At 66.6% G+C, this 14828-nt stretch carries 17 protein-coding genes; 8 read left to right on the top strand and 9 right to left on the bottom strand.

The annotated features are described in order from the left end of the window. The first annotated feature begins 109 nt into the window (after positions 1 to 109). Positions 110 to 1444, top strand: coding sequence for an ATP-dependent protease ATPase subunit HslU (gene hslU / locus AC6LKD_RS15820; protein ID WP_013396838.1), 1335 nt, complete (start codon positions 110 to 112; stop codon positions 1442 to 1444). A gap of 155 nt (positions 1445 to 1599) precedes the next feature. On the opposite strand, the gene AC6LKD_RS15815 is transcribed toward hslU, so the two are convergent. Next, positions 1600 to 1905: a copper-binding protein gene (locus AC6LKD_RS15815; protein ID WP_041656766.1), complete on the bottom strand. Its 306-nt coding sequence runs from the start codon at positions 1903 to 1905 to the stop codon at positions 1600 to 1602. Positions 1906 to 2106: 201 nt separating this feature from the next. Between AC6LKD_RS15815 and AC6LKD_RS15810 the strand changes: the two genes are divergently transcribed. The 5 genes from AC6LKD_RS15810 to rfbC are packed head-to-tail and all read left to right on the top strand — an operon-like array spanning position 2107 to position 6101. Continuing rightward, positions 2107 to 2661 carry a cob(I)yrinic acid a,c-diamide adenosyltransferase gene (locus tag AC6LKD_RS15810; protein WP_498116747.1) on the top strand — a complete coding sequence of 185 codons (555 nt, stop codon included), beginning with the start codon at positions 2107 to 2109 and terminating at the stop codon, positions 2659 to 2661. Positions 2662 to 2712: 51 nt separating this feature from the next. Further along, positions 2713 to 3774: a dTDP-glucose 4,6-dehydratase gene (gene rfbB / locus AC6LKD_RS15805; protein ID WP_498116746.1), complete on the top strand. Its 1062-nt coding sequence runs from the start codon at positions 2713 to 2715 to the stop codon at positions 3772 to 3774. A 10-nt stretch (positions 3775 to 3784) separates the two neighbouring features. Next, positions 3785 to 4696 (top strand): dTDP-4-dehydrorhamnose reductase, encoded by a 912-nt coding sequence (rfbD, locus tag AC6LKD_RS15800; protein ID WP_498116745.1) that lies wholly within the window; start codon positions 3785 to 3787, stop codon positions 4694 to 4696. Continuing rightward, positions 4678 to 5559 (top strand): glucose-1-phosphate thymidylyltransferase RfbA, encoded by an 882-nt coding sequence (gene rfbA, locus AC6LKD_RS15795; RefSeq protein WP_498116744.1) that lies wholly within the window; start codon positions 4678 to 4680, stop codon positions 5557 to 5559. The genes rfbD and rfbA overlap by 19 nt, the downstream gene beginning before the upstream one ends. Continuing rightward, complete coding sequence (gene rfbC / locus AC6LKD_RS15790) at positions 5559 to 6101, top strand: dTDP-4-dehydrorhamnose 3,5-epimerase (protein WP_498116742.1); 543 nt, start codon at positions 5559 to 5561, stop codon at positions 6099 to 6101. Before rfbA ends, rfbC begins: the two co-directional genes overlap by 1 nt. A gap of 1 nt (position 6102) precedes the next feature. Here the strand turns inward: rfbC and lipA are convergent, their stop codons facing one another. Further along, positions 6103 to 7107 (bottom strand): lipoyl synthase, encoded by a 1005-nt coding sequence (gene lipA, locus AC6LKD_RS15785; RefSeq protein ID WP_013396843.1) that lies wholly within the window; start codon positions 7105 to 7107, stop codon positions 6103 to 6105. A gap of 170 nt (positions 7108 to 7277) precedes the next feature. On the opposite strand from lipA, the gene AC6LKD_RS15780 reads away from it, so the two are divergent. Continuing rightward, the gene (locus tag AC6LKD_RS15780; protein WP_013396844.1) at positions 7278 to 8090 is read left to right on the top strand and encodes a substrate-binding domain-containing protein; all 813 of its coding nucleotides are present in this window, start codon (positions 7278 to 7280) and stop codon (positions 8088 to 8090) included. A 54-nt stretch (positions 8091 to 8144) separates the two neighbouring features. On the opposite strand, the gene AC6LKD_RS15775 is transcribed toward AC6LKD_RS15780, so the two are convergent. The 6 genes from AC6LKD_RS15775 to AC6LKD_RS15750 all read right to left on the bottom strand — a co-directional run bounded on the left by AC6LKD_RS15775 (position 8145) and on the right by AC6LKD_RS15750 (position 13343). Beyond that, positions 8145 to 8873: a tetratricopeptide repeat protein gene (locus tag AC6LKD_RS15775; RefSeq protein WP_013396845.1), complete on the bottom strand. Its 729-nt coding sequence runs from the start codon at positions 8871 to 8873 to the stop codon at positions 8145 to 8147. After that, positions 8870 to 9508 carry a lipoyl(octanoyl) transferase LipB gene (gene lipB / locus AC6LKD_RS15770; protein WP_013396846.1) on the bottom strand — a complete coding sequence of 213 codons (639 nt, stop codon included), beginning with the start codon at positions 9506 to 9508 and terminating at the stop codon, positions 8870 to 8872. Before lipB ends, AC6LKD_RS15775 begins: the two co-directional genes overlap by 4 nt. 18 nt (positions 9509 to 9526) lie before the next feature. Then, positions 9527 to 9802: a YbeD family protein gene (locus AC6LKD_RS15765; protein ID WP_013396847.1), complete on the bottom strand. Its 276-nt coding sequence runs from the start codon at positions 9800 to 9802 to the stop codon at positions 9527 to 9529. A 161-nt stretch (positions 9803 to 9963) separates the two neighbouring features. Then, the gene (locus tag AC6LKD_RS15760) at positions 9964 to 10830 is read right to left on the bottom strand and encodes a D-amino acid aminotransferase (RefSeq protein WP_498116740.1); all 867 of its coding nucleotides are present in this window, start codon (positions 10828 to 10830) and stop codon (positions 9964 to 9966) included. A 126-nt stretch (positions 10831 to 10956) separates the two neighbouring features. After that, positions 10957 to 12222 carry a D-alanyl-D-alanine carboxypeptidase family protein gene (locus tag AC6LKD_RS15755; RefSeq protein ID WP_498116739.1) on the bottom strand — a complete coding sequence of 422 codons (1266 nt, stop codon included), beginning with the start codon at positions 12220 to 12222 and terminating at the stop codon, positions 10957 to 10959. Positions 12223 to 12377: 155 nt separating this feature from the next. Further along, on the bottom strand, positions 12378 to 13343 hold the full coding sequence (locus AC6LKD_RS15750) for a GlxA family transcriptional regulator (protein WP_207472682.1): 966 nt from the start codon (positions 13341 to 13343) through the stop codon (positions 12378 to 12380). Positions 13344 to 13478: 135 nt separating this feature from the next. On the opposite strand from AC6LKD_RS15750, the gene AC6LKD_RS15745 reads away from it, so the two are divergent. Beyond that, positions 13479 to 14120, top strand: coding sequence for an HD domain-containing protein (locus AC6LKD_RS15745; RefSeq protein WP_498116738.1), 642 nt, complete (start codon positions 13479 to 13481; stop codon positions 14118 to 14120). A 33-nt stretch (positions 14121 to 14153) separates the two neighbouring features. Here the strand turns inward: AC6LKD_RS15745 and AC6LKD_RS15740 are convergent, their stop codons facing one another. Next, a complete protein-coding gene (locus tag AC6LKD_RS15740; RefSeq protein WP_492273907.1) occupies positions 14154 to 14807 on the bottom strand; it encodes an alpha/beta hydrolase in 654 nt (217 codons plus the stop codon). Positions 14808 to 14828 lie beyond the last annotated feature (21 nt).

Here is a 14828-nt window from a genome sequence, read left to right as displayed (position 1 = left end):
AACCAGAACCACGTCATCGAAACGCTGGGCGACTGACGCCCGCCACGCGGCGCGCCCGGCGCGCCGCGGCCGCCACCCCAGCCCGCCCTAGCTTCAAGGATCCGCCCTCATGTCCGCATCCAACATGACGCCCGGAGAGATCGTCTCCGAACTCGACAAGTACATCGTCGGCCAGAACCGCGCCAAGCGCGCCGTGGCCGTGGCGCTGCGCAACCGCTGGCGCCGCCAGCAGGTCGCCGAACCCCTGCGCCACGAAATCCACCCCAAGAACATCCTCATGATCGGCCCCACCGGCGTGGGCAAGACCGAGATCGCGCGCCGCCTGGCCAAGCTGGCCAACGCGCCCTTCATCAAGATCGAAGCCACCAAGTTCACCGAAGTGGGCTACGTGGGCCGCGACGTCGACACCATCATCCGCGACCTGACCGAATATTCGATCAAGCAGACGCGCGAGCTGGAAATGCGCCGCGTGCGCACCCAGGCTGAAGATGCCGCCGAAGACCGCATCCTGGACGCCCTGGTGCCGCCCCCGCGCGGCGCCTCCGGCGAACCGGAACGCGGCGAGGACAACAGCGCCCGCCAGACCTTCCGCAAGCGCCTGCGCGAAGGCAAGATCGACGACCTCGAAATCGAGATCGAAGTCGCCCAGGCCGCGCCGCAGATGGACGTCATGACGCCCCCCGGCATGGAAGAAATGGCCGAGCAGCTGCGCGGCATGTTCGCCGGCATGGCCCGCGACAAGAAAAAGCCCAAGAAGATGAAGGTGCGCGAAGCCTTCAAGCTGATCGTCGACGAAGAAGCCGCCAAGCGCGTCAACGAAGAAGACCTGCGCACCGTGGCGATCAACAACGTCGAGCAGAACGGCATCGTCTTCCTGGACGAAATCGACAAGATCGCGGCCCGCCAGGAATCCGGCGGCGCGGACGTCTCGCGCCAAGGCGTGCAGCGCGACCTGCTGCCGCTGGTCGAAGGCACCACCGTCAACACGCGCTACGGCATGGTCCGCACCGACCACATCCTGTTCATCGCGTCCGGCGCCTTCCACCTGTCGCGCCCCTCGGACCTGATCCCTGAACTGCAGGGCCGCTTCCCGATCCGCGTCGAACTGGAATCGCTGACCGCCGAGGACTTCGTGCGCATCCTGTCCGACACGGACGCGTCGCTGACCAAGCAGTACACCGCGCTGATGGCCACCGAGGACCTGCAGCTGGAGTTCACGGAAGAAGGCGTGCGCCGCCTGGCCGAGCTGGCCTTCGAGGTCAACGAAACCACCGAGAACATCGGCGCCCGCCGCCTGTACACGGTGATGGAGAAGCTGCTCGACGAGCTGTCGTTCGACGCCACCGCCAGCAGCGACAAGAACGTGAAGATCGACGCTGCCTACGTCAACGCGCAACTGGCGGAAGCCGCCAGCAGCCAGGACCTGGCGCGCTACGTGCTGTAAACCGCGGGCGCGCAGCGCCCCCGGCAAAACGCCGTCCGCAGCCTCAGGGCAGTGGACGGCGTTTTTTTTACTGCCGGAGCGCCCGGGACAAGCGCTCGTCCTGGATGCTGCAAACCCGCGCAATGTGTGGACTTGCGTACCCGGCCTGACGGCGGCTAGTTGGTAATCGCGGTCACGATGTACTTGCCGTCCTTGCGGACCGCCGTGAAGCGCACCTTGTCGCCCGCCTTGATCTTGGCCAGCAGCGCCGGATCGGCTTCATAGACCAGCGTCATGGCGGGCAGGTCCAGCGGCTTGATGGCGTCGTGCTTGATCGTGACCTTGCCGGCGGCCGGATCCACCCGCCGCACTTCCCCGCTGGCGTCGGCCTGCTGCGCGAACGCCAACGGCGCGGCCAGCGTGACGACGGCCACCGCCGCGGCGGCAGCCATGGGCATTGCATACTTGCGGTCAAAAATCATGCAGATATCCTCCGATTGCAGGGGCAGCGCGGGACCGGCGTCCCCGCTTTCCATAGTGCTAGGATACCGCCCTTGTGCAACAGTTCCCCCGCCCTGACGCAACAATTCTGACAGTTGATTGCGGAACGCGCGGAGCGCGCCGCCAATATTCATGGCTGGACGCAAAACCCCTACCTTTCGTCACTCATTTCAGGAGTTCCCATGGCCAACCGCTTATCCGTCATCGCCACCCGCACGGGAGACGACGGCACCACGGGTCTTGGGGACGGATCTCGCACGCCCAAGGACGCCCCGCGCATCGCGGCGATGGGCGACGTCGACGAACTGAACAGCGTCATCGGAGTGCTGCTGACCGAGGACCTGCCCGCCGAAATAGCCACGGACCTGCTGGGCATCCAGCACGACCTGTTCGATATGGGCGCGGAACTCTGCATCCCCGGCCACACCGCCCTGACGGACGAGCACATCGCCCGCCTGGACGCGCGCCTGGCCCACTACAACGCGGCCCTGCCGCCTCTGCGCGAATTCATCCTGCCGGGCGGCTCGCGCGGTTCGGCGCAGGCCCACGTGGCGCGCACCGTCTGCCGCCGCGCCGAACGGGCCGTAGTGGCGCTGGCCCGGATCGACCCGGTGAACCCGCCCGTGCGGCAATACCTGAACCGGCTGTCGGATCTGATGTTCGTGCTGGCGCGTTGTATAAACCAGCATGCGGGACAGAAAGACACGTTCTGGGCGGGTGCCCAGGCGCGCAAATAGTCTCGCGGCCCTGCTACGCCTGGCGCCGCAGGGACCTGAGGATTTGTAGAGATGAGTATCGTGGTCACCGGAGGAGCCGGCTTCATCGGCTCCAATTTCGTATTGGATTGGCTCGCCCGCAACGACGAACCCGTCGTTACGCTGGACAAGCTCACCTACGCCGGCAACCCGGACAATCTGGCGCCGCTGCGCGGCGACTCCAGGCACACCTTGGTACAGGGTGATATCGGCAATCAGGAGGCGGTTGCGCGCCTGTTGCGCACCCATAAACCGCGGGCCGTGATCAATTTCGCCGCCGAAACCCACGTTGACCGCTCCATCGCCGATCCCGAGTCGTTCATCCAGGCCAACGTCGTGGGCACGTCCCGCCTGCTGACGGCGGTGCGTGACTACTGGACCGGCCTGCCGGCAGGCGAGCAGGCACGCTTGCGCTTCGTGCATGTGTCCACCGACGAGGTCTACGGCACGCTGGGCAAGACCGATCCCGCGTTCACGGAAACGACTCCCTATGCGCCCAACAGCCCCTATTCCGCCAGCAAAGCGGCGAGCGACCATCTGGTGCGGGCCTTCCACACCACCTACGGCCTGCCGGTGCTGACCTCGAACTGCGCCAACAACTATGGCCCCTACCAGTTCCCGGAAAAGCTGATCCCGCTGGTCATCCACAACGCGCTCGCCGGCAAGCCCCTGCCGATCTATGGCGACGGCATGCAAATCCGCGATTGGCTGTATGTGGCAGACCATTGCGATGCGATCCGCAAGATACTGGAAGCCGGCCAGCCGGGCGCGACCTACAACGTAGGCGGCTGGAACGAAAAGACCAACCTCGACGTGGTGCGGCACGTCTGCGCGCTGCTCGACGAACTCAGCCCCAGGGCCGACAGGCGGTCCTACGCCGCCCAGATCACGCATGTTGCCGACCGTCCTGGCCATGACCGCCGCTATGCGGTCAATGCCGGCCGCCTGCAGCGCGAGCTGGGCTGGACGCCTGCGGAAACATTCGAAAGCGGCATCCGAAAAACGGTAATCTGGTACCTGGGCCACCCGCAGTGGGTGGCGAACGTCGCCAGTGGCGCCTATCGCGACTGGGCCAAAGAACGCTACGAAACTTAGCAAGGGCTGCGTGAAGATCTTATTGCTGGGCAAGGACGGCCAGATCGGCCGGGAACTGTGCCGCGCCCTGCTCCCTCTGGGAGAGGTCGTGGCGCTGGCCCGCGGCGATGCCGACCTGCGCGACCAGGGCGCGCTGCTCGCGGCCCTGGCGTTCCACCGGCCTGACGTGATCGTGAATGCGGCCGCCTACACCGCGGTGGACCAGGCTGAAAGCGATCCCGACGCCGCCCGACAGGTCAATGCAATCGCGGTTGCCGCCCTGGCCCGCCATGCCCGCGCGGCCCATGCCTTGCTGGTGCACTATTCGACCGACTATGTATTCGACGGCGCACAGGAGCGGCCCTACGCGGAGACCGACACTCCCAACCCCCTGAACGCGTATGGCCGCAGCAAACTCGAAGGTGAGCGCGCCATCCAGGCCAGCGGCTGCGACGCATTGATATTCAGGACCAGTTGGGTCTACTCGACCCATGGCGGCAATTTCCTGAAGACGATGCTGCGCCTGGCGCGGGAACGGGAATACCTGCGGGTAGTGGCGGACCAGCGCGGCGCGCCGACGTCAGCCGAACTGATCGCGGATATTACGGCGCTGGCGATCCAGCGCCACCGCGTGGGCCTGCTGCCCGCGGGGACCTATCATCTGGCCGCTGCCGGCTCCGCCAGCTGGCATGGCTACGCAAAGTACATCGTTGCTGGCGCCGCAGCGCGCGGCGCAGCCCTGACGCTGGCTCCCGAGCGGATTCGCGCCGTCGCCACGCGCGACTACCCCTCCGCCGCGCAACGGCCGCTCAATTCCGTGCTGGACACCGCCGTGCTGTCGCGCGCGTTGCAACGGCAAATGCCGCCCTGGACCGAACAGGTCGACCGCACCCTGGATCAACTCGTCATCCCTGGAGACCCCGCATGGCGCGCAAAGGCATAGTTCTGGCCGGCGGCTCGGGCGTCCGGCTGCATCCGGCGACGCTGGCCATCAGCAAACAGCTGCTGCCGGTCTTCGACAAGCCGATGATCTATTACCCGCTCACCACGCTGATGCTGGCGGGCATCCGCGACATCCTGATCATTTCAACGCCGCAAGACACGCCGCGTTTCCAACAACTGCTGGGCGACGGCTCGCAATGGGGGCTGAACCTCGAATATGCGGTGCAGCCTTCACCCGACGGTCTGGCGCAGGCCTTCCTCATCGGCGCGCCCTTCATCGGTCAGGATCCGGTGGCGCTGGTGCTGGGTGACAACATCTTCTACGGTCATGAACTGCCCAGGCTGCTGCAACGCGCCGACGCGCGTACAGACGGCGCCACCGTGTTCGCCTACCACGTCCAGGACGCCGAACGCTACGGCGTGGCGGAATTCGACCAGCGAGGCAAAGTCCTGTCGATCGAGGAAAAGCCGGCCCGGCCGCGCTCAAGCTATGCGGTGACCGGGCTGTACTTCTACGACAACGACGTCATCGACATCGCCCGCAGCATCCAGCCGTCCGCGCGCGGCGAACTCGAGATCACCGACGTCAACCAACGCTATCTGGAACAGGACCGGCTGGCCGTGGAGATCATGGGCCGCGGCTACGCCTGGCTGGACACCGGGACTCATGAATCGCTGCTGGAAGCGAGCCAGTTCATCGCCACGCTGGAGCACCGCCAGGGACTCAAGGTGGCCTGTCCCGAGGAGGTCGCCTTCCGCCAGGGATGGATCAGCGCCAGCGCGCTGGAAAAGCTGGCTGCGCCGCTGGCCAAGAGCGGCTATGGCAAATACCTGATGCGCGTGCTGGTGGACAAGGTGTTCTGATGAAGGTCATTCCCCAAACCATTCCCGAGGTGCTGATCCTGGAACCCAGGGTACTGGGCGACGAGCGCGGCTTTTTCTTCGAGAGCTTCAACCAGGGCGTATTCGAAGCGGCGACGGGACTGAAGCGCAACTTCGTGCAAGACAATCATTCGCGCTCGGCCCAGGGCGTCTTGCGCGGCCTGCACTACCAGGTCGAACAGGCCCAGGGGAAACTTGTGCGCGTGTGCGCGGGCGAAATTTTCGATGTGGCGGTGGACATGCGACGCAGCTCGCCGACATACGGGAAATGGGCAGGCGCCCTGCTCAGCGCGGAGAACAAGCGCCAGATGTGGGTCCCGGAAGGCTTCGCCCACGGCTTCCTGACGCTTTCCGAATTTGCCGAGGTCCTGTACAAGACCACGGACTATTACGCACCGCAGCACGAGCGCTGCATACGCTGGGACGATCCGCAACTGGCGATCGCCTGGCCTTGCCAGCAGCCGCCCCTGCTGTCCGAGAAGGACCGCAACGGCGCGCCGTTCGCCGACGCGCCGGCCTGCTGACTCAGTTCACGCCGGCCGCGTGGGCCTGTTCGTCGGCGTGGTACGAGGAACGCACCATCGCCCCCACCGCCGCGTGCGAGAAGCCCATGGCATAGGCCTCGCGCTCGAACATGGCGAAGGTGTCCGGATGCACGTAACGCAGCACCGGCAGGTGGTGTTCCGAAGGCTGCAGGTACTGGCCGATGGTCAGCATGTCCACGTTGTGCTCGCGCATGTCGCGCATCACCTGCAGGATTTCCTCGTCGGTCTCGCCCAGGCCCAGCATCAGGCCGGACTTGGTGGGGACTTCGGGGTGCAGCTGCTTGAACTCGGCCAGCAGCTTCAGCGAGTGCATGTAGTCCGAGCCCGGGCGTGCCTGCTTGTACAGGCGCGGCACGGTTTCCAGGTTGTGGTTCATGACGTCCGGGGGGCCGGCGTTCAGGATGGTCAGCGCGCGGTCCAGGCGGCCGCGGAAGTCGGGCACCAGCACCTCGATGCGGGTGGTGGGCGACAGTTCGCGGATGTGCGTGATGCAATCCACGAAGTGGCCGGCGCCGCCGTCGCGCAGGTCGTCGCGGTCCACCGAGGTGATCACGACATAGGACAGCTTCATCGCGGCGATGGTGCGCGCCAGATTCAGGGGTTCATTGGTGTCCAGCGGATCCGGGCGGCCGTGGCCCACATCACAGAAGGGGCAGCGGCGGGTGCACTTGTCGCCCATGATCATGAAGGTGGCCGTGCCCTTGCCGAAGCATTCGCCGATGTTCGGGCAGGACGCTTCCTCGCACACCGTGTGCAGGTTGTGCTCGCGCAGGATGCGCTTGATGTCGTAGAAGCGCGAGCCGGGCGCGGCGGCCTTCACGCGGATCCACTCGGGCTTTTTCAGGCGCTCGGCCGGGACGATCTTGATGGGGATGCGCGCCGTCTTGGCCTGCGATTTCTGCTTTTGCGTCGGATCGTAGACCGCCTCGGCGGGCGCGGCGGCGGATTCGTTCGAGGGAACAGGAGACTCGACAAGCGTGGACATGGGGCACCTTCATGACCGGCGCGCGGACGTGCCGGGTCTGAGACAAAAACGGCATTTTACCCTTCGCCGCCCCAATCCGCCGGGCAGGCTCCGTCCCCCAGGCGGCGGACGTCCTGGGGCCGGACCGGCCTGGGTTATCGTCACGCCTGACGAATCCGCCGGTTTTACCCATGTCTTCCCTGCCCCCGCCCCGCCCCATCGCCCTGATCGCGCCCCGACTGGACTGGGCGCCCGCAGCCCGCGCCGCGCAGGCCTGCGCCGAATTGCTGTTGCCCGCCGGCTACTACCTGGCCGCCGGCCCCTGGCATGACGCCCCCGGCCTGACCCGACTCGGCGACTTGCGTCCCGCCGCCGTCCTGTCCATAGGCCCGCTGGACGATCCCGGCCTGCGCGCCGTCCTGGCGACGCTGGAAATCCCCATCGTGGAAACCTGGAGCGCATCCGCCCAGCCGCTGGACGGCGCTGTCGTGGTCGACAACGCGGAAGCCGGCCGCATGGCCGCGCGGCACCTGGCCGCCAAGCGCCATGCGCGGGTCGCCTGCATCAGCACCGACAACCCCTGGGAACGCGCCCGTCGCGAAGGCTTTATCAGCAGCGCGGCCGCGCTCGGACTGGAACGGGTGGCGGACATCGTGCAGCCCGAAGTCCAGCACATGAACGACGGCCGCATGGCCTTCCTGCGCCTGCTGGCCACCAACACGATCTTCGACGCGGTGTTCTGCACCACGGACCTGCTGGCCGCCGCTGCGGTATCCGAAGCCCACAACCGCGACCTGCAGGTACCGCAGGACCTGGCGGTGCTGGGCTACTCGGACGACGGCAGCGCCGCGCAATGGGCGCAGGGCTTGACCACTTTGGGCGCCGACGCCGCGACCCTGGGCCGGCGCGCCGGCCAGCTGCTGCTGGACCGCCTGGAAGGCGAACGCGGCACGGGCGAGCGGGAAATCGTCGACGTGGTGTTCGAGGAACGGCTCAGTACCTAGGGCGTATCGGAGGTGGCCGGCAGCCCGGCCCTGGCGGCCCCGGCCGTCCCTGGGCTAGGCAATGCCTTCATACAGCGGCGGAAAGCCGCTGGCCTGGAGCATGCCGTTGGCTTCCCGCAGAAAAGCGGGCGTGGCCGTCTCCGGAACCTGGATCAGCCACTGCACGGCGTCTTCCTTGCGGCCACGCAGCAAGAGCAGGCGGCCCAGATGGAACATGCCACGGAAATCGCCGCCTTCGGCACAGCGCTGGTAGCAATCGAAAGCGCGGTCCAGGTCCTGTTCGACCACGTCGCCGGCCTCGTAGTAGCGGCCCACCACGCCGATGGACTTCACGTGGCCGGCCTGCGCCGCTTTCTGGTAGAGGGCCAGGGCCGCCGCGGAATTCTGCGCCACGCCGCCCCGGCCGCTGCGCAGCATGTGGGCGTAGTTGTACATGCCCCAGTCCAGGCCCTTGTCGGCGGCCAGGCGAAACCAGTAGGCCGCGACCGTGTCGTCGCGCGGCACGCCCCAGCCGTTCTCGTAGCAGCGACCCACCATGTTGATGGCCATGGGATGGTCGGCATGGGCGGCGCGCTTGAACCATGCCAGTCCCTGTTCCTGATCGCGTTCGACGCCGGCGCCATCCAGCAGCATCTGGCCGTAGATGGTCTGGGCTTCGATCAGCCCCAGCTCGGCCGCCGCGCGGATCCATGCCGCGTAGTCCTCGGCCGGCCCCCGCTCGCGCAGGCGCGCCAACTCTTCAGGCGTGGTCGCGGCCACGTCGGCTGCGGTATAGCTCTTCATGTCTTGTTCCTTGCGCGGTCCCAGGCCTGCGCCAGATTGCGCGCCAGCGTCTCGCCTGTCTCGGTCGGCTCGCGGTGCACGCCGCAGGCCGCCATGTCCACGGTACGCAGGCCCGCATAGCCGCAGGGGTTGATCCCCAGAAACGGCGCCAGGTCCATCCGCACGTTCAGCGATACGCCGTGATAAGCCCGGCCATTGCGGATCTTGATGCCCAGCGCGGCGATCTTGGCCAGCTCGCCCCCGTCCGGATCGGGCACGTAGACCCCCGGCGCGCCCGGTTTGCGGCAGGCGTCGGCCACGCCCATCTGGGCCAGCGTGTCGATGACCGCGCCCTCCAGCAGATTGACGTATTCCTTGACGTAGATGTCGGCGCGGCGCAGGTCGAACAGCGCGTAGGCCATGACCTGGCCGGGACCGTGGTAGGTCACCTGCCCGCCGCGGTCGCAGTGGACGATGGGAATGTTTCCGGGGTTGAGCACATGCTGGGGCTGGCCGGCCTGGCCCAAGGTGTAGACGGGTGCGTGTTCGCAGAGCCAGATCTCGTCAGGCGTATCGGCGCCACGCAGATTGGTGTACGCCTGCATATCGTGCCAGACCGACAGGTAGTCGGCCGGCCGCGCGAGCCACTTGATCACGGCTGTCCTGCTCTTGCGTCAGAGAACGATGGACACCATCGGATGGCCGTGCAGGGCGCGGTAGAGCGCGTCCAGCTGCTCGCGCGAGGTCGCGCGCACCGTGAAGGTCAGGCCCATGTAGTTGCCGCCCTTGCTGGGCCGCATTTCCACCGTCGCTGCGTCGAACTCGGGGTCGAACTGCAGCACGACTTCGGTCAGCGTCTGCGCGAATTCCGGGTGCTGCTTGCCCATGACCTTGATGGGAAAGTCGCTGGGGTATTCGATGAGGGAGTCTTCGGGCGGAATATTTTGCATGATGTGCCTATAAGGTGTTGCCCCCCAGGGCTCGGCCACTGCTCGATCCTGCACCCGAGGGCTGTGCCACGGGGCGGCCAGATCCTATGTATATGGGGGCAAGCCGCCAGCCGGCAAGACCGCCGGGGCGGCCCCGCAGGAGCCGCCCGGTGATGCCGGGCCTAGAGCGCGGCGATGCGGGCATCATAACCCGCGCGCAATTGCGCAAAAACGGGGCCGGGCTTGCCCGAACCCACCGGCTTGCCATCCAGCGACACGATGGCCAGCACTTCCTTGGTGGCCGAGGACAGCATCAGCTCGTCGGCTTGTTCCACTTCTTGCCGCGTGATGGGGCGCGACTCGAAAGGAATGCCGGCCTCGGCGGCCAGCTCGCCCATCAGGCCGTAGCGGATGCCTTCCAGGATCAGGTTGTTCTTGGGCGGCGCCAACAGCTTGCCGCCGGAAACTACCCAGATATTGGTGGACGAGCCTTCGGTCAGGTAGCCGTCGCGGAACTGCACCGCTTCGTCGACCTCGGCATCGACCGCCTGCTGCTTGGCCAATACGTTGCCCAGCAGGGACACCGATTTGATTTCGCAATGCAGCCAGCGCTCGTCCGGAATGCTGATGGCGCTGAGGCCGCGCTCGCGCTGGGCGGCAGGCGGCGGCGACCAGGCCGAGATCATGCCGAAGACCGTCGGCGTGACGGGGGTCGAGGGGAACTGGTGGTCGCGCTTGGCCACGCCGCGCGTCACCTGCAGGTAAACGATGCAGGTCTCCAGCTTGGTGCGCGCCAGCAGCTGCTGGATCAGGTCGATCCAGCCTGCGCGGTCGAAAGGCTGGGCAATCCGCAAGGCAGCCAGGCTGCGGTCCAGGCGGTTGAGGTGTTCGGCCATGCGGAACGCATTGCCTTGGTACACGGGGACGACTTCGTAGATGCCGTCGCCGAAAATGAAGCCACGGTCGAGGACAGAGACCTTGGCCTCGTCCACGCGCAGAAACTCACCGTTGAGATACACCTGGCTTTCGCCCGGCACGCCCGGAATCATGAGGCACTCCTGAGTATGAAATGGAGAGGGACGAACCGTCTGGTCCGTCCCGTGAATAAAGCACGGGCGTTTCATGCGAAACGCCCGTTGCTAGCTTACACCCCCCGCGCCCACGGCGCGGCAGGATTATTCGAACCAGCGCTTGACGGTATCGACCATGCGGCCGAAGAAGCCGGCGCGCTCGACCGCGTCCTGCACCACCAGCGGTTCGGTGCGCAGCACCTTGCCGTCCAGCGTGAATTGCAGGGTGCCGACCTGCTGGCCCTTGGCCAGCGGGGCAATCAGCGGATCCGTGCGCTGCGCCACCGGCTTCAAGTCGCCGGCCTTGCCGCGCGGCACCGCGATCGACACAGGGTTGGGCGGGCCGAGCTTGACGCTTTCTGCCGTGCCTTCCCAGACGCGCGCATCGATGCCAGGCTGGCTCTTGTCGAACAGCTTGACGGTGTCGAAGTTCTGGAAGCTCCAGTTCAGCAGCTTCAGGCTTTCCTCGGCGCGCGTGGCTTCGCTGTCCGTGCCTACCACGACCACCAGGATGCGACGGTCGCCGCGCACGGCGGTCGACACCAGGCAGTAGCCGGCCGAATCGGTATGGCCGGTCTTCATGCCGTCCACCGAGGGGTCGGCCCACAGCAGGCGGTTGCGGTTGGGCTGGGTGATCTTGTTGTAGGTGTAGCTCTTCTGCTTGTAGTAGTGGAAGTGGTCTGGGTGATCGGTGATCAGGTGCGAGGACAGGATGGCCAGGTCGCGCGTGGACGTCATGTGCTGCGGATCGGGCAGGCCCGTCGCGTTCATGAAGTGGGTGTTGCGCATGCCCAGGCGTTCGGCTTCCTGGTTCATCAGCGAAGCGAACGAGGCCTCGCTGCCGCCCACGGCCTCGGCCAGGGCCACGGAGGCGTCGTTGCCGGACTGCACGATCATGCCCTGGTTCAGTTCATCAACAGTGACCGGCTTGCGCGGTTCGATGAACATGCGCGAACCGCCCGTGCGCCAGGCGCGCTCGGACACCGGCACGGTCTGCTCCAGCGTCAGGCGCTTTTCATCCAGCGCGTTGAACACGACGTAGGCCGTCATGATCTTGGTGAGCGAGGCCGGCTCGACCTTCATGTCCGGGTTGGAGGCGGCCAGGGTCTGGCCACTGTTCACGTCCATCACGATCCAGGCCTTGGCCGCGATGGTGGGGGCCGGCACGGCCGAGACGTCGCCCACCGGCACCACCGCCGAAGCATTCGGCGCCGGGGCCGCGGCGCCAGCGGCTGCGGCCGGCGCCGCGGCCGGAGCCTGCTGCGCCCAGACCGGCATCGAAGCTGCCAGCATGGCTGACAGCACCGCGCCTGACAGCAGGCGACGGGTGAAGACAACGGGGGCGTGAGCGGAGTAAGGCAAATTCTTCATCGGCAACGTGGGTCCAGTAATGACGCCCGCCGGCGCGGGGCAAGTGGCTGACAATTATAGGCAGTCGATCAGACCCGTCCGGCCCGCCAGGGGTTCCCGCGCATTTAAAACATGCAACTTGATGCAACCTGGCGGCCTCGGGACGCGGCAACGGATCAATCGGGACTGCCGCCGTGATGGCGGCGGTACACGGCCGGAGAAACGCCCACGTGCTTGACGAAGGCGCGGCGCAAGGTGTCGACGTTGGCAAAGCCGCATTGCGCGGCCACCTGCTTGGGCGTGGCCGAGCCCGCCTCCAGCAGCGCGCGGGCTGCGGCGATGCGCGTCATCTCCACCCACGCGGCCGGCGTGACGCCGACCTCGGCGTGAAACAGCCGCGTGAAGTGCCGGGGGCTCAGGCCCGCATGTTCGGCCAGCGCTTCCACCGACAGCGGCAGCCCAGGGTTGCCGGCGACCCAGCGCTGGACCTCCTGCAGCGCCGAGCGCCCTACCGGGCCGGCCTGTCCCTTGCGGCTGAATTGCAGTTGTCCGCCTGGCCGCTTGAAGAACATCACCAACTGGGCCGCCACACTGGCGGCCAGTTCCCGGCCGAGGTCCTCCTCGACCAGCGACAGCGCCAGATCCAGGCCAGCCGTCACGCCGGCGGACGTGCGCACCTTGCCGTCGCGCACATGCAGGGCGTCCTCTTCGACGGTCACCTTGGGATAGGCCAGACGCAGCTGCGCCGCCGCATTCCAATGGGTCGTCACCCGTCGTCCATCCAACAGGCCTGCCGCGGCGAGCATGAAGGCGCCAGTGCAGACGGAGCCATAGCGCCGCGCGCCCCTGGCCGTCGCGCGCAGCCATTGCAAGGCGGAGCTGCTGAGCATGGCGCTGGCGGCCTGCGGCGTGCCGGCAACAAGCAGGGTATCCAGGCGCGGCACAGGGCCGTCAAGCGTCAGGTCGGGCAGCAGGCGCGCGCCCGATGAACTGCGGATCGGACCCGCCTCGTAGCCCACCACGCGCAGCGCGTACTGCTCGCGCCCGAGTTCGGCATTGGCCTGGGCGAACACGTCCAGGGGCCCGGAGACATCGAGCATCTGGACACCTGGCAGCGCAAGAATGGCTATGGTCTTGGTCATGGAATCGCGCCTTGCCGACTGGTGTCGGGAAATCGCATGTTTTGGCGGAATCTGGCGTATTACGACGATTGAAGCCATTCTAGTGCGGCGGGAGAATTTATCGAACCCCTACCCCACCACCTGTAAGGACTCGCCATGAACCCTGTCATCGACGGCATTCAGATCCCCGACAGCAAGCTCGCCCGTGAAATCACGGAGCTGGTACGCGACACCGCCACGCCGCTGCTCTTCCACCATTCCAGCCGTGTCTACTACTTCGGCGCGCTCGCTGGCAAGCGCCGCGGATTGAAGTTCGACCCGGAATTGCTTTATTGCGGCTGCATGTTCCACGACATGGGCCTGACGCATCAGCACAGCAGCGACTGCTGCCGCTTCGAGGTGGACGGCGCCAACGCGGCGCGCGACTTCCTGAGTAGCCGCGGCATTTCGCAACAGGACATCGATCTGGTGTGGACCGCCATTGCGCTGCACACCACGCCCGGCATTCCCGAATTCATGCACCCGGTCGTCGCGCTGGTGACGGCGGGCGTGGAAATGGACGTGCTCGGCCTGACTTATGGCGAATACGGCGACGCCCAGCGCGAAGCCGTGGTAGCGGCGCATCCGCGCAGTCCGCGCTTCAAGGAAGAGATCATCCAGGCCTTCTACGATGGCATCAAGCACAAGCCGCAGACGACGTTCGGCAACGTCAAGGCCGATGTGATCGCCGACAAGGAGCCGGCCTTCAAGCCCGGCAACTTCTGCAGTGTGATCCGCGGCTCTCGCTGGCCAGGCTGAAGGCGTTGGCGCCGCAAAAGCGGCGCCCCCGTCTTAGTCCAGCGCGACCTTCAACCGCGCCTGCACCAGTTGGCGCAGCACCAGCAGCTTGCCGTGGAAGAAGTGCGATGCGCCGGGCACCACCACGACGGGGATCGAACGCGGACGCGCCCAGTCCATGGCCTCGGACAGCGGCACGACTTCGTCTTCCTCGCCGTGCACCAGCAGCGTGTCGTCCGGCACCTGCACTTCGTGCGACTGGAAGCGGTTCACGGCCGGTCCCATCAGCATCAGGGCCGACGGCAGCACAGCGTCACCCTGCTCCGCCAACGCGGCATAGGTCTGCGCCGCGACGGCAGTGCCGAACGAAAAGCCGGCCAGCACCCACGGTGCCTGGGCCAGTTCAGGATGCAGTTCGCGCATCTGCGCCACGACCGCCAGCATGTCCTGGGTTTCGCCCACGGATTTGTCGAACGTGCCTTCGGACTGGCCGACCCCGCGGAAATTGGGCCGCACCGCCACCAGGCCATGTTGCACGCAAGCGCGCGACAGGGTCGTGACCACCTTGTTCTCGCGCGCGCCGCCCTGTAGCGGATGCGGATGGAGGACCAGCGCCCAGCCGCGCGGCGTGCCCGCAGGCCAATCCACGGCGCAGTCGATGCGGCCGGCGGCTCCGGTGAATGCGTGGGTTTCAGTGCGTGCGGACATGGCGTAACTCAGGATGCGGAA

Source organism: Achromobacter sp. D7-1 (assembly GCF_059760445.1).
This window is presented reverse-complemented; position numbering and strand designations above follow the sequence as displayed.